At 42.0% G+C, this 23,863-nt stretch carries 23 protein-coding genes, 1 tRNA gene, 1 pseudogene and 1 riboswitch; of the genes and pseudogenes, 13 read left to right on the top strand and 12 right to left on the bottom strand.

Features of this window, described 5'->3' with window-relative positions; all coding sequences use genetic code 11:
* Positions 1 to 94 precede the first annotated feature (94 nt).
* A complete protein-coding gene (locus M0696_RS06625; RefSeq protein ID WP_222142624.1) occupies positions 95 to 568 on the top strand; it encodes a YjfA family protein in 474 nt (157 codons plus the stop codon).
* Positions 569 to 614: 46 nt separating this feature from the next.
* On the opposite strand, the gene pdaC is transcribed toward M0696_RS06625, so the two are convergent.
* On the bottom strand, positions 615 to 2,015 hold the full coding sequence (gene pdaC / locus M0696_RS06620) for a peptidoglycan-N-acetylmuramic acid deacetylase PdaC (protein ID WP_222142623.1): 1,401 nt from the start codon (positions 2,013 to 2,015) through the stop codon (positions 615 to 617).
* A 250-nt stretch (positions 2,016 to 2,265) separates the two neighbouring features.
* Between pdaC and cotT the strand changes: the two genes are divergently transcribed.
* From cotT to M0696_RS06605, 3 genes are all read left to right on the top strand, one after another.
* On the top strand, positions 2,266 to 2,511 hold the full coding sequence (cotT, locus tag M0696_RS06615) for a spore coat protein CotT (RefSeq protein ID WP_166853589.1): 246 nt from the start codon (positions 2,266 to 2,268) through the stop codon (positions 2,509 to 2,511).
* 127 nt (positions 2,512 to 2,638) lie between these two features.
* Positions 2,639 to 3,628 (top strand): heme o synthase, encoded by a 990-nt coding sequence (gene cyoE, locus M0696_RS06610; protein ID WP_166853590.1) that lies wholly within the window; start codon positions 2,639 to 2,641, stop codon positions 3,626 to 3,628.
* An 822-nt stretch (positions 3,629 to 4,450) separates the two neighbouring features.
* Positions 4,451 to 4,645 carry a DUF4177 domain-containing protein gene (locus M0696_RS06605; RefSeq protein ID WP_166853591.1) on the top strand — a complete coding sequence of 65 codons (195 nt, stop codon included), beginning with the start codon at positions 4,451 to 4,453 and terminating at the stop codon, positions 4,643 to 4,645.
* 31 nt (positions 4,646 to 4,676) lie between these two features.
* Here the strand turns inward: M0696_RS06605 and ybaK are convergent, their stop codons facing one another.
* Positions 4,677 to 5,159: a Cys-tRNA(Pro) deacylase gene (gene ybaK, locus M0696_RS06600; RefSeq protein ID WP_222142622.1), complete on the bottom strand. Its 483-nt coding sequence runs from the start codon at positions 5,157 to 5,159 to the stop codon at positions 4,677 to 4,679.
* Between the two features lie 276 nt (positions 5,160 to 5,435).
* On the opposite strand from ybaK, the gene M0696_RS06595 reads away from it, so the two are divergent.
* Positions 5,436 to 5,831, top strand: a complete 396-nt coding sequence (locus M0696_RS06595) for a hypothetical protein (RefSeq protein WP_166853593.1) — start codon at positions 5,436 to 5,438, stop codon at positions 5,829 to 5,831.
* A gap of 216 nt (positions 5,832 to 6,047) precedes the next feature.
* A pseudogene (locus tag M0696_RS06590) lies at positions 6,048 to 6,553 on the top strand (GNAT family N-acetyltransferase).
* 105 nt (positions 6,554 to 6,658) lie between these two features.
* Here M0696_RS06590 and M0696_RS06585 read toward each other — a convergent pair.
* The 5 genes from M0696_RS06585 to M0696_RS06565 all read right to left on the bottom strand — a co-directional run bounded on the left by M0696_RS06585 (position 6,659) and on the right by M0696_RS06565 (position 13,217).
* Positions 6,659 to 6,943: a hypothetical protein gene (locus tag M0696_RS06585; RefSeq protein WP_222142621.1), complete on the bottom strand. Its 285-nt coding sequence runs from the start codon at positions 6,941 to 6,943 to the stop codon at positions 6,659 to 6,661.
* A 434-nt stretch (positions 6,944 to 7,377) separates the two neighbouring features.
* The gene (manA, locus tag M0696_RS06580) at positions 7,378 to 8,325 is read right to left on the bottom strand and encodes a mannose-6-phosphate isomerase, class I (protein ID WP_222142620.1); all 948 of its coding nucleotides are present in this window, start codon (positions 8,323 to 8,325) and stop codon (positions 7,378 to 7,380) included.
* A gap of 15 nt (positions 8,326 to 8,340) precedes the next feature.
* Entirely contained in the window at positions 8,341 to 10,275 is a 1,935-nt protein-coding gene (locus M0696_RS06575; protein ID WP_248602622.1) for a fructose-specific PTS transporter subunit EIIC, read from the bottom strand.
* Between the two features lie 152 nt (positions 10,276 to 10,427).
* Positions 10,428 to 12,380, bottom strand: coding sequence for a mannose transport/utilization transcriptional regulator ManR (gene manR, locus M0696_RS06570; protein ID WP_222142618.1), 1,953 nt, complete (start codon positions 12,378 to 12,380; stop codon positions 10,428 to 10,430).
* A gap of 555 nt (positions 12,381 to 12,935) precedes the next feature.
* Positions 12,936 to 13,217 (bottom strand): putative quinol monooxygenase, encoded by a 282-nt coding sequence (locus tag M0696_RS06565; protein WP_248602621.1) that lies wholly within the window; start codon positions 13,215 to 13,217, stop codon positions 12,936 to 12,938.
* Between the two features lie 218 nt (positions 13,218 to 13,435).
* On the opposite strand from M0696_RS06565, the gene M0696_RS06560 reads away from it, so the two are divergent.
* Positions 13,436 to 14,017 (top strand): hypothetical protein, encoded by a 582-nt coding sequence (locus tag M0696_RS06560; RefSeq protein WP_248602620.1) that lies wholly within the window; start codon positions 13,436 to 13,438, stop codon positions 14,015 to 14,017.
* Positions 14,018 to 14,308: 291 nt separating this feature from the next.
* Here the strand turns inward: M0696_RS06560 and M0696_RS06555 are convergent.
* Positions 14,309 to 14,381: transfer RNA gene (locus M0696_RS06555), tRNA-Val, on the bottom strand.
* A gap of 172 nt (positions 14,382 to 14,553) precedes the next feature.
* Between M0696_RS06555 and M0696_RS06550 the strand changes: the two genes are divergently transcribed.
* Both M0696_RS06550 and M0696_RS06545 read left to right on the top strand, forming a co-directional pair.
* The gene (locus M0696_RS06550) at positions 14,554 to 15,744 is read left to right on the top strand and encodes a DUF819 family protein (protein WP_166853599.1); all 1,191 of its coding nucleotides are present in this window, start codon (positions 14,554 to 14,556) and stop codon (positions 15,742 to 15,744) included.
* Between the two features lie 69 nt (positions 15,745 to 15,813).
* Complete coding sequence (locus M0696_RS06545) at positions 15,814 to 16,359, top strand: GNAT family N-acetyltransferase (RefSeq protein WP_248602619.1); 546 nt, start codon at positions 15,814 to 15,816, stop codon at positions 16,357 to 16,359.
* A gap of 28 nt (positions 16,360 to 16,387) precedes the next feature.
* Here M0696_RS06545 and metC read toward each other — a convergent pair whose 3' ends face one another.
* Positions 16,388 to 17,560: a cystathionine beta-lyase gene (gene metC, locus M0696_RS06540; RefSeq protein WP_248602618.1), complete on the bottom strand. Its 1,173-nt coding sequence runs from the start codon at positions 17,558 to 17,560 to the stop codon at positions 16,388 to 16,390.
* Positions 17,553 to 18,674 carry a cystathionine gamma-synthase/O-acetylhomoserine thiolyase gene (gene metI, locus M0696_RS06535; protein ID WP_248602761.1) on the bottom strand — a complete coding sequence of 374 codons (1,122 nt, stop codon included), beginning with the start codon at positions 18,672 to 18,674 and terminating at the stop codon, positions 17,553 to 17,555. Before metI ends, metC begins: the two co-directional genes overlap by 8 nt.
* Positions 18,675 to 18,742: 68 nt before the next feature.
* Positions 18,743 to 18,865: riboswitch (SAM riboswitch) on the bottom strand.
* Positions 18,866 to 19,032: 167 nt separating this feature from the next.
* On the opposite strand from metI, the gene M0696_RS06530 reads away from it, so the two are divergent.
* Genes M0696_RS06530 through M0696_RS06520 form a run of 3 tightly spaced genes read left to right on the top strand, consistent with a single transcriptional unit; the run spans position 19,033 to position 20,734 of the window.
* On the top strand, positions 19,033 to 19,755 hold the full coding sequence (locus M0696_RS06530) for an esterase family protein (RefSeq protein ID WP_166853602.1): 723 nt from the start codon (positions 19,033 to 19,035) through the stop codon (positions 19,753 to 19,755).
* A 36-nt stretch (positions 19,756 to 19,791) separates the two neighbouring features.
* Positions 19,792 to 20,307, top strand: a complete 516-nt coding sequence (locus tag M0696_RS06525; protein ID WP_248602617.1) for a YjcG family protein — start codon at positions 19,792 to 19,794, stop codon at positions 20,305 to 20,307.
* A gap of 4 nt (positions 20,308 to 20,311) precedes the next feature.
* Positions 20,312 to 20,734, top strand: coding sequence for a GNAT family N-acetyltransferase (locus M0696_RS06520; protein WP_166853604.1), 423 nt, complete (start codon positions 20,312 to 20,314; stop codon positions 20,732 to 20,734).
* Between the two features lie 72 nt (positions 20,735 to 20,806).
* Here M0696_RS06520 and M0696_RS06515 read toward each other — a convergent pair whose 3' ends face one another.
* Entirely contained in the window at positions 20,807 to 21,061 is a 255-nt protein-coding gene (locus tag M0696_RS06515; protein ID WP_166853605.1) for a hypothetical protein, read from the bottom strand.
* A gap of 119 nt (positions 21,062 to 21,180) precedes the next feature.
* Here M0696_RS06515 and M0696_RS06510 point away from each other — a divergent pair, with 119 nt between their 5' ends.
* Positions 21,181 to 23,460, top strand: a complete 2,280-nt coding sequence (locus tag M0696_RS06510; RefSeq protein ID WP_222142611.1) for an ATP-dependent helicase — start codon at positions 21,181 to 21,183, stop codon at positions 23,458 to 23,460.
* Positions 23,461 to 23,536: 76 nt separating this feature from the next.
* Here the strand turns inward: M0696_RS06510 and spoVIF are convergent, their stop codons facing one another.
* Positions 23,537 to 23,791 (bottom strand): sporulation-specific transcription regulator SpoVIF, encoded by a 255-nt coding sequence (gene spoVIF, locus M0696_RS06505; protein ID WP_166853607.1) that lies wholly within the window; start codon positions 23,789 to 23,791, stop codon positions 23,537 to 23,539.
* Positions 23,792 to 23,863: the final 72 nt, after the last annotated feature.

Below are 23,863 nucleotides of genomic sequence, written 5' to 3'. Positions count from 1 at the left end.
CCCGGCCGCCTTTATTGTCACAAAAAAGCATACATGTTTTGATTGTTCCTTCGTATGATTTATTGTTTGACATATTAAGGAGGTCAAAAAGGACATGAAAAGATTATTTACAAAGGTATCATTGGTGTTATTCGCAGTTGTATTTGTTTTTGCCGTCAAAGGAGCGCCCGCCAATGCGGAAACCCATACCTATGATGGAAAAAGCCCTTATTACAATGATTGTGCATCAAGCGGCTCTACAAAAAAATCCTCAAACTTAGTAAATGCCAACAATCAAGTCATCGGAGTGGTCGAGCTCAAATTCAGCAGTACATGTAAAACGGCTTGGGCAAAAATCACGATGAATAATACATTGACATCCGGCTTTGAAGCAAATGCGGAAATTACCCGGAACACGGACGGAAAGAGATATAATTGTGATTCTGCAGGCGGCAACGGAAAAGCGGTGGCCGGCCAAAAATCTTGTTACACACCGATGGTATATGATTTAGATCCAAGGACTTCTTACGCTTTCGGCAAGTATTCAGGACCAAACCTGAATGTTTGGGCCACCACAGGCTCTTATTAAATAGAAAAAAGGCTGTCCGGGAAATATCCGCGGCAGCCTTTTCGTATTAATTCGCTTCTCTTTGTTTTTTCACCTCTTCAAGCTGAGAGACCGTCACCAATTGATAGCCTTGATCGGTGAGCTTTTTGATAATTTCATCGGCCGCATCTGCAGAGGTGCTGTAAATGTCGTGAATCAAGATGGTTCTTCCATCTCCCGCCTGACTCATGACACGGTCAACGATTGTTTTTTTGTTTCGGTCTTTCCAATCTTCTGGATCAATATCCCATAACGCGACATCCATTTTTAATTGGCTACGCAGCTCCTCATTAATGCCGCCATATGGAGGTCTTACAAGCGTCGGGCGGTATCCGCTTATTTTTTCAATGATATCTTGCGTGTCATTGATTTGCTTTAACGCCTCTTTCACTGAGAGCCTTGTGAGAAGCGGATGGCTCCATGAATGGTTCCCCACCTCATTTCCTTCTTTCAGCATTCTTTTTAACGTTTCCGGATAATATTGCACCCTGCTCCCGAGAACAAAAAACGTGGCATGCCCCTTATATTTCTTCAAGGAGTCCAGAATCTGACTTGTTGTCGCAGGGTTCGGGCCGTCATCGAAAGTAAGCGCAATGACTTTTTGATTAGGATCAACCGATTCCTCTTTGGGTAAAGAAATCACTTCATGCTTCGGCTTTTGTTCTTTGATTTTATTTTTGTTTTTTGCCTTATTAATATATTGTTCTTTTACGATGTCTTTCAAAATGCTTTTCTTAATGGCAATCGATTGCTCTCCAAGATAGCCTGCTGCGACCTGATATGTATCAAAATAAAATTCGATATAATCTTCCTTGATGGCAAAGCGGCTGAAATTATCTTTTTTCGGTGCAGTTCCTTCCTTTAACAGTGCATCGTCTGCAGCAATGTCCTTATCCTTTTTCAGCTCATGATAAGCAATTAACGAAAGCTTATGTAAATAGTCAGCGTCCTCTTTGAAAATATCATCAATCGAAAGAAAAGCTTGCTTACTAAAATCATAGTTAAACGTTTTTTTCACGGTTTGTCCGTGTGCACCGCCGATATATTTATATTCATTAAATACAATCGCAACTGTCTGCTTGGCATAATGGACAATTTTATAATCAACATTTAATTCGTTGCGTTTTGTCGTATGCTCCTGGTTAACGTCTTTTGTTTCCTTCTGAAATTGACGAACCTCTTTCTCTGCGAAACTCTTTAATGCTGAATCCATTTTTTTATTTTTGAAAACGGGATAGTTTACCGCGTAATTGAAGGTTTTCCCGTCATTCACGAGCGTTGCGATCTCCACATTCCCATACTGAGAATCAGTTTTTACTTTATTCATAACCGTTTCTTTTTTAAATGAATTGTGAAAAAACCCGAATAGGCCCGCCACACATACAACTGCTATTAATACATGAAACCATTTAATTCTTTTTGCTAACAACCCAAATTCCTTCTTTCATAACCTTTTCGATTTATCTTTCCTCAGTTAGAACTGTATCTATTTAGAAATATTTTTGTAACATTAGAGTAACATTTATTTCACATTTGTAATACTATGAGATTTAGAAGTTCTTGTCAATCCTTTTTCAGGGATTTCATCACAAAAAAATCCGATTTCACGAATGTACATACACCCAATCCAAATATCAAGAATATGGTAAAAGGAATAAAAAATTAGGGAGGTTTTCCTCTTGGATTATCCTTTGAATGAACAGACTTTTGAACAATTTACATCTTATGATGAAAGACAGCCTTATTATTATCCGCGCCCGAGACCGCCATTTTATCCGCCTTATTATTACCCAAGACCGTTCTATCCGTTTTATCCTCGTCCGCCTTACTATTACCCGCGCCCACGCCCGCCTTACTACCCTTGGTATGGTTACGGTGGAGGATATGGCGGAGGATATGGTGGGGGATACGGCGGAGGATACTGATACTAAGCGCCGTTTACCAAATGGGGGCAGTCCAGCTCCCCATTTTTTTATTTTAAAAATGACAATATCATGACAAATATAGGAAATAATTGTGATTCCATAGCCCTCTTGTTACGATAACAAAAGCATGCTGTCTTGGGGGAGGCGTCTATATTTGGAGAATACAAGAGAATCTGCAGCTATAGCTGAAACGAAATACATAAAGGCTTCGAACCGGGTAACAGTTTACGATTTTATCAAACTTGCAAAACCCGGCATTATCATATCAAACTCGATAGCAGCCTTCGGCGGATTTTGGATCGCGTTTGCAAGCGCAGAAAAACCATTAACCGGAATGGCTTTTTTGATGACAATGGTGACGGCAATGCTCGGAACCGCGTTTGTCATGGCTTCCGGCACTGTCTATAACAACTTTTTCGATCGGCATATGGACGCAAAAATGGCACGCACCCGCAGCAGGGCCTCAGTCACAGGGAAAATGCCGCCAGCCATGATCTTAACGTATGGTTCCGTTTTAGGAATCGCAGGCCTTGCGATGTTGTATTCACTGAATCCATTAACTGCCCTTCTTGGACTGGCTGCCTTTATTTTTTATGCGATGATCTATACAGTATGGGTGAAACGAACCTCTGTGTGGAGCACATTTGTCGGGAGCTTCCCGGGAGCTGCGCCGCCGTTGATGGGGTATTGTGCCGTAACCGGAGATATCAGTATGACTGCAGTACTGTTGTACGCAATTATGTTTCTGTGGCAGCCCCCGCATTTTTGGGCGATCGGGATCAGACGCAAAGAGGAATATCGGGCAGCAGGCGTTCCGCTCTTGCCTGTTGTAAAAGGAAATCATGTAACAAAAATAAAAATGATTCAATATATTGCAGTCCTGGTGCCGGTCACGCTATTATTGCCTTTTTCTCTCGGCACCGGCCATATCAGCCCATTTTATTTCTTAGCTGCCTTGATTCTCGGAGGCATATGGATCAAAAAAAGCATCCAGGGATTCAAAACGGACGATGACGTGAAGTGGGCAAAGGATATGTTTGTCTACTCGCTCATTTATTTTTGCTTGCTGTTTTTGACCATGATGGTTGATTCATTTGTGATGTTTTTGATCAGATGATGTCATGCAAAAAGAGCCACGCATTAATGTGACTCTTTTTTGTTTGGAAAAACAGCATCTAATAGAAATGTCACGGCAAAAAACACAGCCATGCAAATCAAAAATCGTACGATTTCACTCAAAATCCAGCTATGGGCAATTCGTATACCATCGGTTTCATGGAGAGTTGCACATATAGAGAAAATAGTGAGTATGTATTTTAGGGTTTCTTTGTTCATGAATATCATCGCTTTCTTAAAATGATTACTTAAAGGCAAAATAAATAATGAGGTAGATCCAGCCGGATACAAAACATGTCCGAATCGTTGCATGTTTTAATTGAAAAAGTTCTTGTTTTTTATCCAGCCATTTGCAAAGCTCAGGCAAGCAGATGATAACCGCTTCAGGTGTGCTGTACTCTTTCCTAATGAAACTAGACGCATTAAATCTTCAACCTATAACTCTATTTTCCATCATCAGGTATTATAAGCCAAAGGCAAACAAAAAAATAGACTTTTGTGTTTATCTGCAAGTCAAGGCAGTAAAAGAAATTGTACCGACTACCAGTATGATAGTTTCCTATGTTCATAGATTTAGAAGTCTAATAAATAGAAATGGAACCCGCTTGCAGACCTTTTTCATTAGAAAACTTATGCTTGTTATTGTTGGGGGCATTGCAGATGTGGAAAAGACTTTCATGTGTTGCCATATATAAAGAAGACATTGAGAAAGTGGATACTTATAAGACTTTATTTCTATTTTCAAATTTACTCTTGCCCTCCACCCATGTTTTCGGAACATCCTTCTCACTCTTGCGTATACCTTAATAGGAGGGATCAAACGATGAAAGAATATGAATTCGTAAGAGTTGAACTGAGCACGATGAGAAGAAGGCCTAAAGAAGACTACCAGCAAATCATCCACGACTATGCAAAAAGGGGCTGGACATTCGTTCAGATTTTCGCTCCCAGTATAGATGGCTATGGAGCAGCTGCTTATTTTGAAATCATATTTGAAAGAGATGTGGAAGAAGCTTAGATCTAGGTGTCTAAGCTTTTTTATTTATTATCTATACAATTTCTGCAAATGCCGCATCGCATGCTTTCGCTAAATCTTGTGGCGCTAACTTTAGCTGCATGCCGATTTTCCCTGCACTGACAATGATAAAATCAAGTGTTTCAGCAGCTGCATCAATATAGGTCGGGAACGATTTTTTCATGCCAATTGGTGAACAGCCGCCGCGAACATAGCCAGTTACCCCTAATAATTCCTTCATTGCAATCATTTCTATTTTCTTTTCTCCTGCTACTTTTGCTGCCTTTTTTAGATTTAATTCCTCAGCAACGGGTATAACAAAGACATAATAATGATTTGCTCCTGCTGTTGTCACCAATGTTTTGTATACATGCTCTGTAGAATAACCAATTTTTTCTGAAACAGAGATGCCGTTTGCCGGCTGGCCGCCTTCTGTTTTGTAACGTAATAACTCATAGGAGATGTTGTGCTGTTCTATCAAACGAACCGCATTTGTTTTTGCTATTTTTTTCGCCATACTTTTCCCCCGCTATCAAAAAATCCCTGCATTTATGTATATCTTCTTATTGCAGTCAATATATAAATTCTATCATCAGAGACAGCCAGATTCTACTGACCTGGCATTGCGAATACACTGCTCTCCGCAGCAAATAAAAACGCGTAAAAAACCATCAAGTCCAGTAAAGGATCTCACTCCTAAAGTTCCATTCTTCGTCAACTTGAAACAAAACAGGAATTAACGAAATACACATACATACAATTTGTATGAATGTAAAACTAAGGGGTGGTTGCTTTGTATCATTATTTTTATGGTCCTGCGTTAATTCCTTACTTTACACATACTTATAACTCTCAAAGACATCAAGACTTTTCAGAAAGACAGAGAAGAAGAGAAATCACATTGAATGTTGATGGCTTTATACCGCCATCTTCCACCGAGGATCTCGGAGACGGTTTTTATTCCTTCGCATGGACTGGCCAACAGGTAATAGATCCTGGCGAATACCTTGTTTGCCATCTTGAAGGAAGGGATATCAAAGTGATTAACGGCGGCTTTGCTACACGCGATACAGCTCCATTGTATGCAATCGCAAGCTTTCCAAGGAGAAGAAACCAATGGGTCATTACGATTCATAATCCAGTACAAACCCAAAGAGCCATATCGCTTTATCTGATTGCGAAAAGGTAACATATAATGTTTTCAGCAGAAACAGAAAAACGGGTAGGAACGCTTCATTATCAACGTTTTCCTACCCGTTTTTCAGCTGGCATTATCGCACTTTGCCTATTGCCATACAGTTTCACGATTCATTTCAAATAAACCTCATGCCCCAAGAACTTTTAGTCAAATAAAGGTTGTAATATGTTAAGATTATTACCAGAAAAAAGAAAAGAGGATTACTATATGGTTCTTCTTGAAACGAATCGGTTACGATTAAAAACGATTGATATTCCCCTTCTAGACGCTGCATCTATACGAGACCATCAGGCCATTAAAGACCTGGGTTATGAAACAAATGGTGAATGGCCACATTATGATTTTTTTGAAGCCATCCCTTATTTTCGCGAGAAATTAGTTGAAAACAATGGAACAAAAGGATTTGATTCATGGATTATTTTAAAGAAGGACAATAATGAAATTGTTGGAGGAACCGGTTTTTTAGGTGACCCGGACACGAATGGTATGATCGAAATCGTTTTGCAACAAATAAAAGCCATCGCCGCAAAGGGTATTGTGTTGAGGCTGCCCAAAAAATAATAAACTGGGCTTTAAGCCAAGATACGGTGAACCATATCACAGCTAGATGTGAACATAACAATTTTGGTTCACAACATATTTTAAAGAAATTAGGGTTTGAATTGGAGCATAAATCAGGGGGTTTTATGCATTGGAGATACGTTACCATGTAAAAAAAGCAGGCTCTATGCCTGCTTTTTTAAAGCCCGTGCAAAGAGATAAACCCTCCCTCTAAACTGAGAGCGGGTTTTTCTTCAAACAGTATTTGTGCAGTTTCCTTACTCGTCTTTTCTATCTTTATCGGTATCTTCAGGATCCTCAACTGGATCTTCAGGATCAGGATCATTATCTTTTTCATCATCTTTATTGATGGTATCATCCTCATCGACACCTGGAACGTTGTTATCGTCAGTATCTTGGTTGTTTCCGTTATTATCTTGATCGTTCTCCTCAACATCCGGAGCATTGTTATCATTATCATTATTATCTTGGCCATTATTACAGCCCATTAATACAAAACTGGATAGAAACAACGCACTAACGATTTGCAGCCATTTTTTCATTTCCATCCTCCTTTCTTCTATTTAATCTCTATAAGTTTGTCCAGCATGTTTACTTTAATTCGTTGCATTCTTATATACTTTCTTGATTCCATCCTTAAAATTCAGCATATCAATTCCTCTTTTGCGAAAACTAATTTTCGAAACAACAATTATAAGCTGCAATTGATTTTGAAAAATAACAGCAAATATGTGTTACAGTCCATTCAACGTTTAGTTAACAAAGTCCTTAAACAAAATAATGTAAAACCCAGGACTTAAAGAACTGTCAGGTCTTGACTCGTGAATGCGGGTAAGGGACCAAAGTGAAGGAATCAGATCACTCCTTTCATTTAATCAAAAAAACCCTCCAAATTGAGAAGGGTTTTTCCACATTTAGCAACACTTTAGTCCGCTACATTAAATAGTGAATAAGCGTACTTGCTCCCTTTATCGTTTTATAGATGAGAGACGATACATTCTGCCTGCCCCTCCAGTTTAAATTCTCCAAACTCATAAGGCAGCAACATATGATCTCCTTTTTTGAAGGGATTGACATTCCCACTGGATATCATACGGCCTTCCCCTTTAATAACACTGACAAGAAGGAATGGTTTTTGCTGCTTTAAGCTTGCTGATCCTGATAAACTCCACTTTTCCACCGAAAAATAAGCGCATTCAATCAATGTGGCCGTGAGCAAATCATCTGTTTGTTCATATTGGACACGCTGCCGATCCGGGATAAATGGAGCCTCTATCACTTCTATGCTCTTCTCCAGATGAAGCTCACGCAGCTTGCCTTCTGCATCTTTTCGCTCATAATCATATAATCTATATGTTGTATCTGAATTCTGCTGTGTCTCTAAAACGAGAATGCCTTTTCCAATCGCATGAACGGTACCGCTTGGCACATAGAAGAAATCTCCCGGCTTTACATTTACCCGGTGCAAGAGTTCGTCCCATTCTCCAAGCTCTATCATCGAGATCAGTTCTTCCTTAGTTTTTGCGTTGTGGCCGTAAATGATCTCTGCATCTTTTTCGCAATCAATGATGTACCAGCATTCTGTTTTTCCGAGTTCTCCGTTTTCACGTGCTTTTGCAAAGTCATCATTCGGATGCACCTGAACGGATAAATCTTGATCTGCATCTAATATTTTTGTAAGAAGAGGGAAACGGTCTCCTTCAAGATGTCCGAATAAATATCTGTGATGCTCCCATAATTCGCAGAGCGTGAACCCTTTATACAGTCCATTTTGAACAACGCTTTGTCCATTTTTATGAGCGGCAAAAGCCCAGCACTCCCCTGTTCGTTCTGACGGAATGTTATAGCCGAAAGCAGATAAAGCGGTGCCGCCCCAAATCCTCTCTTTGAAAACAGGCTTGAAAAATAACGGTTCAATCGTCATGAAAATCCCTCCGCATTACACGATTTCATCCAGCAGTTTGTATGCTTCTTCTTTTGTTTGCACGGAGAGCAGCCGCTCCCTATAGCTATCATCCATTAGTTTTCGGGATAACATCTGCAAAATTTTCAGATGCTGGTTCCCTCCACTCTCTTTCGGTACAGCAATCATAAAGATTAATTTTGCATCTGATCCATCCAAGCTGTTCCAGCCAACGCCTGATCGTTTGATCCCAAAGGCAACACTCGGCTCCCTGACCGCCTCAGATTTCCCGTGCGGAATTGCGATATTCATGCCAATCGCCGTTGTTCCCTGTTGTTCACGATTCAAAATGGCTTGTTTAAACCCGCTCTCGGACAGCAGCATACCTCCGCGGGACAATTTTTGAATCATTTCATCAATAATGTCATCTCTGGAATTCCCTGTTAAATTCGTTTCAATTAGCTCTGGGCTGATGATGTCTGTCAGTTTTTTGATTTCCGTCATCCCGGCTTTTTGGCTTTCGGCTTGAATCGGCTGCGGTATTTCTTTTGCTGCAGCAGCTTCGCTGAACACAGGAGACGCCACCGTAATATCCTTTTTTAGTACATTGACCAACAGAGCAGTGACAAGAGATCCTGCAATCACAGCAATAAAAAACATCAAGACATGATCAACTGCGCCAAGCACTGCAACTATCGGCCCGCCGTGCGCCACTCTGTCTCCCACATTGCCAATCATCGCTATCACCGAACCCGTCATAGAACCTGCCATAATACTGGGAATGACTCGAAGAGGATCCTGTGCCGCGAATGGAATGGCTCCTTCTGTGATGCCGAAGAGTCCCATCGTAAATGCCGCTTTCCCCATTTCTTTTTGCGACGCCTCGAATTTTCTTTTTCCAAAAAACGTCGCAATTCCGAGGCCAATCGGCGGTATACAAATGGAGACGGCAATTGGTCCCATAATTTCATAATTTCCTTCTCCAATCATTGCCGATCCAAACAGAAATGCTACTTTGTTTACGGGACCACCCATATCAAATGAGATCATCGCGCCTAAAATCAATGCAAGAAGGATCGAGCTCGATCCTTTCATTCCCGCCAGCCAAACCGTTAAAGATGTGAAAATTTGAGCTACTGGTGCGCCGATCAAAAATACAAATGCCAGCCCTACAATCAGTGATGCAAACACGGGAATAATAATAATCGGCATGATCGGTTGGATTGCTTTTGGAACTTTTAATTTTTTTATCCCAAGTGCCGCGTATCCAGCCAAAAATCCGGCTATGATTCCGCCGAGGAAACCAGCGCCGCTTGCGCTGTCATAAAAACTTCCAGTCGCTGCAATATATCCGCCAATCATTCCTGGTACAAGTCCCGGCTTATCAGCGATGCTATAGGCGATATATCCGGCTAATATCGGGATCATGAAAGAAAATGAGGCACTGCCGATCTGTTCAATCGTTTTCCAAAAAGAATCATCCGGAATGACTAAGCCTTTAGGTGTTTTCTCGCCCCCAAGCGTTAATGCAACCGCTATCAATAATCCGCCGACGACAATGAAAGGAACCATGAACGAAACGCCGTTCATTAAATGACGGTAAATCGGATTTTGTTTCTTCTCCTGTTGATTGTTTGAATCCGATTTTGAAGCGGAATGATAGACCGGTATATCCCCGCTAAGTGCTTTTTGAATCAATTCTTCCGGTTTACGGATGCCGTCCTGAACCCCGACAGACAGCAGTTTTTTGCCTATAAACCGATCTTTGTTTACCGAGCGGTCTGCCGCTATAATGATTGCGTCCGCTTCCCGAATTTCCTCTTCGGTGAGATTATTTTCTACGCCGATTCCGCCCTGGGTCTCGACTTTGATGGTAACGCCTAATCTGTCAGCAGCTTTTTGCAGATTTTCCGCTGCCATATACGTATGGGCAATTCCGTTCGGACAAGATGTAATCGCTAACAGCTTCATAGGAAACCTCCTTTAAAGTGTGAATAACAAGATCTTGTCTCAACTGTATACCGAAATCAGCCGGTTAAAATCGCTTTTTTTTACCATAAGTTCCGGAAATTACGGCATTTTTCCCTATAAACACAAAAAAAGCAAGGAAGGGATCCCTGCTTTTAATAATCCAAATAAGATAAAAATGTCATGACATTTGTTTCTTTCGTCAGCTTCTGGACGAAGGCCGGCTGCTCACTCAGGTATGAGAGCTCACGAAACAGCTGCTTAGTCATATTTTGATCCTCGTGTTTGACAGCCAGCATAAAAACGAGCGATACTTTTTCACTTCCCCAATCAAGCGGCTCTTTTAATGTGGCAATTGCGATTGCTGATTGTTTAATATATTTAGCGTTGGCATGAGGTATGGCTATGCCTGCCCCAATGTTTGTCGCCGCCATTTTTTCCCTCATTACCGCATGAACCGCATATTCCTTTTCAACATAACCTTTCTCAAACAAAGCTGTCGCCAGCTGTTCAATTAACTTGTAGCGGTGCTCTGCCTCTTGCTGCAAAAAAACCAAAAAAGGTGTCGTATTGTTCAGCATCTGAAAGGTATTTTGTTTTTGGCGGTGCGACTCGTCAAGCTGACGTATAAATGCACTCAATTTTTTCTCATCCCCAGGCTCCAAAAGCGGTGATACAACAATATGGGGGATCGATACATCTTCCAGCGCAATGGTGGAAATGACAAGATCGATATCCTCATGTTGTTTTGTATAGTCCGCAAAATCAGCTTTAGCGATACAAGCCATTACAGCGATTTGATGACATTTCCGTTCAATTTTTGTTCGCAGCAATTGTGACATTCCAATGCCCATATGACAGACGATAATCGCCTTTTTATGTGTCTCGCTGCTCTCATGCAGCCGTTCGATCGCTGCCTGAAAATGCAGCGTCAAATACGCTGCCTCTTCCTCAGGGATATAAAGATCAAATGTTTGATTGATGTCTTCGAGAACATCAATAATAAGATGAAATAAATAAGGGTACATTTTTTTGATGTCATTGAGCATTGGGTTTGATACAGAAAGATCGTAGCTCAGACGCTGTAACACTGTATTGAGATGAATATTCAATCCGTTGATCAAATCCTGATCTTTATGAAAATCCAGCATTTTCAGCTCTGAAACACGGTTGATTAAATGCCTTACAACCTTGGGAAGCACTGCATTTTCAAGGTCATTTGTCTGTTCTTTTTGTAATGGATAACGAACTTTCCCGCCCAATATATGTAGTGTTAAATACACGGCTTCTTCTTCAGGAAAACGGATTGCAAAAACCGGCTCAAGCCGTTGTAAACAAGCAAGTGTCCATTGGTATTCTTTCTTCTTTTTTACTGCCGCCAGTTCTCTTGGAAATATCGAGATCGGCTGCTTCAATTTGATTCGGCGGATCATTAGCAACGTATGCAGCAGCAAACTCTCAAACGTCTCATCTGTGAAATAGAGAGAATGCTTTTCTTGTAATGATTTAATTTCTTTCGTCACAAAATCGACTTCATGACGTAAGAACTTACTTTTAATAAATTGGTTAGTAAACTCCGTGTTATCAATTAAATCAGATATTCTTGCCAATGCTTTTCTTTTATTTTTTTCGTTCCCATCAACCTTCAAACCAAGCCGCTGCCTAGAAACCAAAGTAAGGTCAAATCGCTTCAGCCACTCCTCTACAGCACATAAATCCTTTTTAATGGAAGATCGATTCACAAAATGCTGAGCGGCTATTTCTTTTGCCGGAACAGGCTTTACATTCATTAATAAGTCATAAGCAATTTGCAGCATTCTTTCTTCATCGGTCCGCTGCCTAGAATGAAAATGTTCTGTATGTAATTGTTGGCTTAACCAGGCCCTTTCCTGCTCTTCTATATGTAAAAAGACGCCTAACCCTGGCTTCCGAATGAGCTGAGCATGAGAATGTTTATTTAAATAATCTTCGATCGTTTTCAAATCATTCCTAATCGTTTTTTCAGAACACTGTACCCGGTCTGCGAAATCTTGCACAACTAAATAGTCATCAGGTTCAGATAACAACAGATACAAAATCTCTTTTTGTCTTGTATTCATGTATTTCATCTGTTTTTCTATCCTTCCTGTCAGTATCCGCTTGAACAAATGATAGTATAAGTATACTATAAATGTAACCGTTTACACCATACCGCAAAATGATAGAGTCAAAAGTTTCGTTTTTTACCGAAGGTTCCGGAAAAAAGGGTTTTTTATGGTATTAGAGTGTTCTATGATCTAGTACGTTTCCCCGCTTCCCATTCCAGTTTAATAGAATAAGAAACGCTCAGACACGGTAATGGTCCACCGCTAACCTACGTCTTAATACAACTAAATCAACGCAATAAAAAACGGCTAGAAACGTTGATATAACGCCTCTAACCGCCGTGTATGACTCCGACTGGGCTCGACCTCTACCTTATCAAGGTAGTTGATGCATTTTGAACAAGTATATTCGATTCTGATCAGCCCTTTAATTTTAAGGCCTATTGAATTGTACATCTGATGATTTCTGAATGAAAATGATGATCGTTAGCAGAGTTGGACAAAAACCTGCTAACAATTCACCACTTAATTACAAGTGGTGAATTGTTAGTTATTGAATGTCTCTTTTTAAGAAGCCTTTTAATCATTCACATTGCTTTTCATTAACCATTCTACTTCCGTTAAATCTTGTTTTTGAACATCTTTTGTGTGTTTTTTCGTGAAATGAGCTTTAACTGCTTGTTCGTTTTCCCAAATCTCCCACAGCATTATTTTGCGTTCTGATGGTTCAAGCGGATAAGCATGATATGTAATACACCCTTCTTCTTTGTTCGTTTCTTCCTCAAGTTTTTTAAATTCCTTCATTACCTCATTAAGGTCTTTATCACTGATGATTTTTAAGCATGCCGTTATGTAATGCATCGAAATTCCTCCTCTTCACACCATTTTATGGCTTTTTATTATAACATTATTATTATACGAAAACGCAAATACAGATAAGGCAGAGTTCTATTTCAAAGTGTCAGAGGTCTATTACTATATGAAAGAGACTCATTTCTCCATGAATTTATGCTCAGCGTGCATACTCTATTTTTAAAGAGCAAAAAGATGCTCAGTGTAATCTTACATATGGCAAAGAAATGGTCCAATGTCAGTTTGTTATTTTTGGAAACTGTCTAGATAAAATGTGTTATGAGGATGCTTTAAAAACAGCTCAAAAGGCTTTAAATGATGCTATAAAGTTAGGGGAGCAACATTTAATTGGCTCAGCCCATTTTAATGTGGGTTTATGTTCTAATAATCTTGAAGAACTTTACAATGCTGAGAAACATTTCCGAATATCCTATGAAATTCATAGGGATCGCAAACACATTTATGAGTCTAAAGCGATTTTTAATCTAGCATATGTCAAAGCAAAGAAGAATGATGTAAAGGCTGCTTTAGAATTATTCCAGGAAGGTCAGAAGGTTGCTGACAGACACAACAATCAGGAAGTAACAGAGAAATTAAAACTGGTTAAAGGTCTTTATTTATCATTCGACTTACAAACACTTAGAGAAGTGTTCAAGTTCTTCAAAGAGAAAAACCTTTATGGTGATATGGAAGAATACGCAGTTGCTGTTGCTGATTTTTTGACCAACAAAGAAAATAGACATGATGCGGTCGATTTTTATCAAATGGCAATTGAAGCCCGCAAACAAATTCAAAGGGGAAACATTTAAATGAAAAAATGTAAAATTGCAATTTGTTTAGTGCTCTTGCTTGGCATTGTTGGAGTATCCAGCGCTTCATACGCTCTTTCTGAGCAATCCACTTATAAGGTCGCAGATAGAGCAGCAACTTAATATGAGATTAAGAAAAAACCCCATACTGGACTTTACAAATGGGGTTTTTATTTTATCTTCTCAACTCAATATTATTCCTGAGTTTTCATTTAAATCATATACTGCATTAATAAAACCGACAACCCCTATAAAAAGTAAAAAACCCTTGCTGCGCAAGGGTTTAAGCTATGATTCCGACTGGGCTCGAACCAGCGACCTCTACCCTGTCAAGGTAGCGCTCTCCCAGCTGAGCTACGGAATCATGATATGTATGTGTTGCTGGGTATGTTGTTGTCTTTCTGACAAGTTCTATTATATAACCTCCTCCTCTATTCGTCAACTGCTTTTTTAGAAAAACTTTTTTTCGGACTTGCTGTTCTGTTCCTCGGCTATTATAATATGTCTTAATTTTCTAATAATAGGGGTGATGGGGTTTGCATTCTTTGATTTCTTCGGATGATGTTTGGGTATTATGGGGGTTTATTGCGGTGTGGGCGGCAGTGAGCATCGGGCTGGAGCAGCGCTTTAAGTGGGCGTCCGCTGTGTCTGGCGCTATTATCGCGCTTTTAGGTGCAATGGTGTTTACAAATATAGGGGTGCTTCCTGTTGAATCGCCTGTATACGATACCGTTTGGGCTTATGTGGTGCCCTTGGCGATTCCCCTTTTGCTGTTTCAAATCAATGTGCGGCAGATTTTTAAGGAAAGCAGGCGTTTGTTGTTTATTTTTCTGATTAGCTCCGCCGGAACTGTGCTTGGGAGCGTCCTCGCTTTTTTTCTTTTCAAACAGCATATTCCTTATCTAGATAAAATCGGCGGAATGATCAGCGCCTCTTATATCGGCGGCGGAGTCAATTTTGCGGCGATGGCAGCAAAATTCGAGACACCGGGAGAGTATGTATCGGCTACCGTTGTGGCTGATAATTTTATGATGGCGCTTTTGTTTTTTATCTTAATCAGCATTCCTGCAGTTAAATGGTTTCAACGGCATTATGCTATGCCGTTTGAAGAAAAAGTGAAAGCAGCTGGAAATAGGGGAAACAGTGCAGAAAGCTATTGGAAACGGAAGGAAATTTCCTTAAAGGATATCGCTTTTAATGTAGGTGCTGCTTTTGCGCTTGTTGCGGTTAGTGTGAAGATTTCCGGTTATTTCAAAAGCATTTTTTCTCACCCTCTATTGGCCGGAACGCTTGGCGATCAATATCTGATGCTTACGTCTTTAACTGTTCTTATCATTTTTCTATTCCCGCGTTTTTTTGAAAGGCTTAATGGATCTCAGGAGCTTGGAACCTTTTTGATTTATTTGTTTTTTGTGGTGATAGGCATTCCTGCAGATCTGCGCTTAATCGTCACCAATGCGCCTCTTATTCTTTTATTTGTTTTGATTATTGCAATCAGCAATTTAGCTGTTTCCTTAGCGGTCGGAAAATTGTTCCGCGTACGGCTTGAAGAAATTCTGCTCGCTGTCAACGCTGCTGTCGGGGGGCCTACGACCGCGGCTGCGATGGCAATTGCCAAGGGATGGCGGGAGCTTGTCGCCCCGATCATGCTTGTCGGTACGCTCGGCTACTTAATTGGAAACTATGTCGGCACCTTTATGGGAAACTGGTTTTCTTCTTTCTTATAAAAAGGATTTTTACACGTTCCTCAGAATAATGTAAGAGGAATGCTGACATGAGAACGGAGAGATCATTGTATGTTAAAAGGAAAAAACATCTATATAAGACCTTTAGAAGTAAAGGATGCGGAACAAAATCTGCGGCTGCAAAGCGAAAACCGGGATTTTTTTGAACAGTTTTCCATGATACGCGCAAACGATTATTATACGGTTGAGGGGCAAAGAAAAAGGATAGCAGAGTATCAGCAAAGACTGGAGAGTGATGAAGAGTATCATTTTGGCATTTTTTCAACCTCGGACGATACATTAATCGGCACGGTTTCGCTCTTTCAAATCATCCGCGGAGCGCTGCAAGCTGGGTTTATCGGGTATTTTTTAGACAAAGCCCATAATGGAAAGGGCCTTATGACAGAGGCGGTCAGATTGATTGTTGATTTTGCGTTTCACGAATTGAAACTGCACCGTATTGAAGCCGGTGTGATGCCCCGCAATCTCGGGTCCATGCGTGTATTGGAAAAAGCGGGATTTCATAAAGAGGGCATCGCCCGCAAAAATGTGAAAATCAACGGCGTATGGGAGGATCATCAAGTCCTCGCGATTCTGAATCCTGATGATGAACAATAAAAGAAGCCGGGCCATCCCCGGCTTCTTTTTAACGAACCGCCACTGGCGCAATTTCTTTCAGCGCTTGTTCGAAATCACGTTCTAAATCGTCTGCATGTTCGACTCCCACGCTAAGACGGAGTAGGCCGTCTGTGATACCGCGTTTTTCACGCTCTTCCTTGGGCATTGCCGCGTGAGACATCGTTGCCGGATAGGACAAAATCGATTCCACAGCGCCAAGGCTGACAGCGAAGACTGGAAGTGATACATTCTCTACTAATTTCTTAACAGCCTCTTTGCTTTCAAGCTCAAAAGACAGCACGGCGCCCGCTCCCGTTGACTGGCTTTTATGGGTTTCAGCGCCCGGATGATCAGCCAGCCCCGGATAATACACGCGTTTCACCGCCGGATGCTTCTGAAAAAACTCCGCAAGCCGCTGCGCTGTTTGGCTCGCTTTTTCTAAACGGACCTGCAATGTTTTTAATCCGCGCAGCACAAGCCAGCAATCTTGCACGCCAAGAACAGCACCGAACGCGTTTTGCAGCTTATACAGCTGTTTCCCAAGCTCTTCATCATTGACAGCAGCCAGGCCTGACAGCACATCGCTGTGTCCGCTCAGGAATTTTGTTGCGCTGTGAAGCACAATATCCACGCCGAGATCAAGCGGACGCTGCAGAGCAGGAGTCATGAATGTATTGTCCAGAAAGGTCAAACAGCCGTTTTCCTTTGCAAGCTGAACAACCGCTTTAATATCAGTAATCCCAAGTGTCGGATTTGACGGTGTCTCCATATAAATGACCTTTGTATTTGGCTTGATATTCCGCGCCACTTCGTTACTATCCGTCATATCAACAAACGTATGCTCAATGCCAAACCTGGTCAACACCTCTGTCACCATGCGGAAGGTTCCGCCGTATACATCTTCTGTCACAAGAACGTGATCGCCCTGTGACAAAAGTAAAAATGCTGTTGAGATCGCAGCCATGCCTGAACTGAAAGCAAATCCTCTCGTTCCGCCTTCCAGTGCGGCAATTGTTTCTTCGAGAGCTGTTCTTGTCGGCGTTCCTGAGCGGCTGTAATCGTATCCGCCAAACTCTTCAAATGAAGATTGGTGAAAAGTCGATGCGTGCTGGATCGGCACACTGACCGCTCCGGTTGCGCCGTCTGTTTTAAATGGATTGTGCACGAGCTGGGTTTCCAGCGTCCAATTGTGATTATTCAAATGAAACAGCTCCCTCTTTGACCTGACATAGTGCCTGTTTTAGGTCCTCTTTTAAATCTTCCGCATGTTCAATTCCGACCGAAAAACGCAGCAAACGATTGCAGACCCCGTTTGCGATGCGGATCTCTTCAGGAATATCCATGTGCGTCTGTGTGGCAGGGTATGTAATAAAACTTTCCACCCCGCCGAGGCTTTCAGCAAAACAAATGGTCTTCAGCGCTTTTAAAAATGGGTTGACCCACTCTTCTTTTTGCAGACGGAAGGACAGCATGCCGCCTTTTCCGGGATACAGTACATCGGCAATTTCATCCTGCTCTTCTAAAAACGCCGCAAGCTCCTGCGCGTTTTCCTGATGCTGGCGCATTCTGAGGCTCAGTGTCTTCATTCCTCTCATCAGAAGCCACGAATCGAACGGAGGCAGGACGGCGCCGATCGCATTTTGATGTTGAAACATTTCCTCACCAAGCTGCTCATCCTTTACAACGACAAGTCCAGCAAGCAAGTCGTTATGCCCGCCTAAATACTTGGTTGCACTGTGAATCACAATGTCGGCTCCCAGCTCAAGCGGACGCTGCAAGATCGGGGTATAAAATGTATTATCAACGATCAGCAGAAGACCGTGCTCTTTTGTTATCCGGGCGATCTTTTCAATGTCCGCCTCCTGCATGAGCGGATTTGTCGGTGTTTCCACAAACACCGCTTTTGTGTTCGGCGTAATCTTAGTGCGTAAACAGTCCTCATCGCTGAAATCATCATAATGAAAGGTTAATCCGTATTTTTTCCATTCATTTTCAAACAGACGGTACGTGCCGCCATATAGATCCGATGAAACGATCAGTTCGTCTCCGCTTTTAAATAGAGCCATAATCGTTTGGATGGCTGCCATTCCCGAACTGAAGGCAAGCCCTCTCGCTCCATTTTCTAAGCTGGCGATCGCATCCTCAACAAGCTGGCGTGTCGGATTCTTTGTGCGGACATAATCAAATCCCGTTGATTCTCCGATCCCTCTGTGGCGGTATGCTGTTGATAAATAAATAGGAGGACTCACTGTTCCCGTTACTTCGTCGCTTCGGTTCCCGATTTGGGCTAATTTCGTTTCAACGTGCTGTGACATATAGCTGACACCTTCCCTTTTCATAATAAAAAACCCCTTCTTCATAAGAAGAAGGGGTTTAACGCTTCTTCTTATCTTCCAAGCATAAAAAACGCTTGCTGGATTTAGCACCTTGGCGTTTTGCACATATGCAAAACAAGCCGGTTGCTGAGGTTTCTAAGGGCCAGTCCCTCCACCTCTCACGATAAGAAATATCGATTTCAATTTTCTGATTGTTTTATATTAGCGCAATTTGCAGTTTATTTCAACACTTTTTTCTTCGAGTTCCGAACTGTTTAAAGAGAGAAATTTCTAATAATTCATGGTACAATAATGAAAAACAGCAAGAAAGTCTAGTGATGTCCTGGAGGAATGTATTATGGCACCGAAAAACGGCACAGTGCAAGAAAAGAAATTCTTTTCAAAAGAGCTTAACGAAGAAATGACTTTGCTCGTTTATCTGCCGTCCAACTACTCCCCGCTTTATAAATACCATGTCATTATCGCGCAGGACGGCCACGATTATTTCAGGCTGGGGAGAATTGGCAGACAGGTCGAAGAATTGCTGTCCAAACGAGAAATAGACAGGAGCATTATTATCGGTGTTCCTTATAAGGATGTAAAAGAGCGCCGAAATACCTATCATCCGGAAGGCTCAAAATTTTCAGCGTATAAACGGTTCATCGCCCATGAGCTCGTTCCGTTTGCGGATGGCGAGTACCCTACCTATCAGGTTGGCTATGGGCGAACGCTGATAGGGGACTCTCTCGGAGCGACCATATCGCTTATGACAGCGCTTGATTATCCGAATATGTTCGGTAACATCATCATGCAGTCTCCCTATGTAGACAAACATGTATTGGAAGCCGTGAAACAGTCGGACGATATCAAACACCTCTCTATTTATCACCAGATCGGAACAAAAGAAACTGAGGTCCACACGACAGACGGAAACATTCTGGACTTTACAGAACCGAATCAGGAGCTGAAACAGCTGCTGGAGGAGAAGCTTTCCGATTATGTTTTTGAACCATTTGACGGAGATCACAAATGGACATATTGGCAGCCGCTCATCACGCCGGCGCTGAAAAAAATGCTTTGACACTCTATCATACTTTATTTCCAGGAGGGACATAATATGAAATACGGAATCGTTTTATTTCCATCAAAAAAACTCCAAGACCTTGCGAACTCTTACAGAAAGCGCTATGACCCAAGCTATTCCCTAATCCCGCCCCATTTGACGCTGAGAGCATCGTTTGAATGTGCAGAGGAGAAAGCGGATCAGCTTGTATCCCACCTGAGAAACATCGCAAAGGAGTCCCATCCAGTGGTTCTCAAAATGACAAAATACAGCTCATTTTCGCCTGTCAATAATGTCATTTACATCAAAGCAGAGCCGACGGAAGAATTAAAAACACTCAATGAAAAGTTATACACCGGTGTACTGGCTGGTGAACAGGAATATAATTTCGTTCCGCACGTGACGGTCGGCCAAAATCTTTCCGACGATGAGCATTCAGATGTGCTGGGACAATTAAAAATGCAGGAAGTGTCGCATGAAGAAATCGTTGACCGTTTCCACTTGCTTTACCAGCTGGAAAACGGATCGTGGACAGTATATGAAACCTTCTTGTTAGGCGGAGGAGAATAATCGTTTGGAAGCAGTTATCGCAAAAAATGAAGAACAAATGAAAGATGCATTTTATGTAAGAGAAGAAGTCTTTGTCAAAGAACAAAACGTGCCTGCTGAAGAAGAAATTGACGAACTTGAAAATGAGTCGGAGCATATCGTCGTGTATGACGGCGAAAAGCCTGTCGGCGCCGGAAGATGGCGTATGAAGGACGGCTACGGCAAGTTAGAGCGGATCTGTGTATTAAAAAGCCACCGCTCCTCCGGTGTCGGCGGCATCATTATGAAGGCACTCGAAAAAGCGGCGACAGACGGCGGCGCTTCGGGTTTCATTTTAAACGCGCAAACGCAGGCTGTGCCGTTTTACAAGAAACACGGGTATCGCGTGCTTTCTGAAAAAGAATTTCTCGATGCCGGCATTCCCCACTTACAAATGATTAAGGACTAACAGCATCCGGGTCTATTGAGACCCGGATTTTTTCCGCACATAAAAAACCGTTCTCTGGAAGTGAACGGTTTTTTATACATATCGATTAATATAAGTGCCCATTCCTTTTTCTCGCAATCTCTTATAAAGAGAGCGCTTACGTTTCGCCTCGTTAACTTTTCTTTCAGCGGCCGTTTGATTCTCCTGCTGCTTTTCAAGTTCCTTGTATACCCGCTGAAATGAGACATAGTTGATTTTTTCGGTTCCGGCATAATCCTGCTTATGTCCAATCGTTCTATTTGCATATTGAGCGTATTGCTGGTTCTGAATTTGACCTGCATATATCATACGATACCCACCCTTCTGCTGTCTCTTTTCCCTAAAACTTACTTTTTGAAACACGTTTCTTTTGATATGATAGTCTTTGTCTGTATTGAACACCTTTTTTTGATTGGGAGGATCCCTTTTTGAAATGCGCCCGACTGAATGATCGAACCATACATTTACATACATATTCGAGAGAACATTATCAATTCCTTTTTGAAGAAGGAATAAAAGGACATTTATTTTGTTCTCATTGCGGAAAACCCGTTTTGTTAAGGCTCAACATTGCGGATCCGCCGGAGTTTATCCACCGCCAGCCAGGGCATTTTCCGGCATGTGAGGAGGCCTGCGAAACGAAACCCGCTAAAGAGGAGAAAAAAGAAGACTATCAGGAATCCGGTGTCTTTCGTTTGCCCAAGGGGAAAGCAATCGCTGCTGAATCGTCTCCAGCTGTCACGGAATGGCAGCAGCCGAGAAACATTAAACCAAGAACACCATTTGTACAAAAAACAATAGAACCTGATACGAGTCTTTTTCCGTCGGTCGGCTTGAACACGGATCAGCTGAAAGCTGTCACGGAAACGGAAGGCCCGCTGCTAGTGCTTGCAGGTGCAGGAAGCGGAAAAACACGGGTGCTAACGGCGCGCGCCGCCCACATGATTGAACACTTAGACATACCGCCGGAAAACATGCTGCTAGTCACCTTTACGACAAAAGCCGTCGCCGAAATGAAAGAGCGTATGGCCAAGCAGTACGGATTACAGCCTGCAAAAGTCAGAAGACTTGTCACCGGAACATTCCACAGCTTGTTTTATAAGATTTTGTATCACTATGATTCTGCTAAATGGAATGGCGAACATCTGCTGAAAATGGAGTGGCAGCGGGAACAATATATCAAAAAAGCACTCTATGAAGAAGGTATTGATGAGAAAGAGTTCCCCGTTGATCAGGCCCTGCAGCAGATCGGTTTCTGGAAAAACACTTATGTTCCGAATGAACGCATCCCTTTAAAAGATGAGTGGGAAAAACAAGTCTATCGTTTATATGAACATTATGAACGACAGAAAAAAGAACACAACCAATTTGATTTCGATGACATGGCTTCAGCCTGCTATGAATTGTTTATCGATCGGCCGGATCTTCTGGAACAATATCAATCTCGGTTTACGTATATCTTAATTGATGAGTTTCAGGACATTAACCCGGTTCAATATAAAATTATGCAAATGCTGGCAAGCCCGGAGCAAAACCTGTGCTGTGTCGGAGACGATGACCAGTCCATCTACGCGTTTCGCGGAAGCAATCCGTCTTTTATTCTTGATTTTCAAAAGGATTATCCCGGAGCGAAGACGATCTATTTAACTGCGAACTACAGGTCTACGCATCCGATCGTCTCAAGTGCTGATATCGTCGTGAAAAAGAACAAAAACAGATATGCCAAATCGCTTGAAGCGGCGCGTGATGACGTCCAGGTCCCTGTGCTGTTTTATCCTTATGATGAAGAGGAAGAAGCAACAATGATCGTTTCCGATATGAAAGAAAAAATTCAAAATGGGGCAAATCCTGAAGACTTTGCGGTTCTCTACCGCACAAACAGCGGGGGCCGCGCCATTTATGAAAGGCTTCACCATTCGTCAATTCCGTATACAGCAGACCGCGGCGTCCAATCGTTTTACAGCAGACGGATTGTCCGCCAAATTCTTGCATACTTGTATGCCAGCCAAAATGAAGATGATACTGATGCGATTAAGCACTTGCTGCCCGCCTTGTTCTTAAAACAGTCCACATTGAACACGCTGAAGGCGCTCTCGATTACCGAGGACTGCTCTATGATTAAAGCGCTGGCCAAACTGCCTGATCTCAAGCCGTTCCAGTTGGACAAAATCAAGAAGATCGTGCCGTTTTTCGCAAGCCTCCGCACGATGAAGCCGGTGGAAGCGATCACCTTTGCCGAAGGAAAAATGGGCTTCTCCGAGTATTTAAAAAAACGGGGCAATGAGGGGAACAAGCTGGAAAAAGGCTCTGATGACCTGCGTGACATTAAGGTCGTCGCCAAGAAATTCAAAACAATTCCTGACTTTCTCGCCCATGTAGACCATATGAGAGCCGCTGAGAAAAACAAAACGGATGAAAATGGCGTTCAGCTGATGACCATTCACCGGTCAAAAGGCCTTGAATTCAAAACCGTATACGTGTTAGGCACGGTAGATGGCTCGATTCCACACGATTTCTCATTAGAAACAGCGAGAAAAGGAGATGAAGCTTCTCTTGAGGAAGAAAGACGCCTATTATATGTTGCCATGACCCGGGCAAAACAGCATTTATATTTGTCTTGTCCCGCAAACAGACGCGGCAAAACGGCCCACCGTTCAAGATTTTTGCATCCCCTTTTACAACAAGCAAGACAGCCCTTGCATAACTAACAGCCCGGCAGTCCTGCCGGGCCTTTTCTATAAAATAAAAAAAGGCCGGCTGTATTGAATCAGCCCGGCCCTCTGCTTATTTATTATCCATCATTTTAGAAATCGTACCAAAATCAAGCTTTTCTTTTCCGCTTGTAATGGACTGAACAATCTTATCTTCTAATTCTTTCGGCACGCGTCTGTTTGCCAGCTGTGCTACACGTTTAATGACACTGCGTACTGTGTTTTCGTCTTTAAAATTGGCATTTTGAAGGGAGCCGGCAAGATTCATGACATCCTGCATATTGACACCTGTTTTCTTTTCGACGTTCTTAAAAAATTGATTATCCATAATACGCCTCCTTTTGGCGGAGTGATACGGTATTGTATGAACACCCATTGTTCAATGTGCTTTTTCCAAAAA

Origin of the sequence: Bacillus rugosus, assembly GCF_023238245.1 — a bacterium.
Classification (GTDB): Bacteria; Bacillota; Bacilli; order Bacillales; family Bacillaceae; genus Bacillus; species Bacillus rugosus.
Note: the sequence above shows the minus strand (reverse complement) of the source record. Positions and strands in the feature narration are given on the sequence as shown.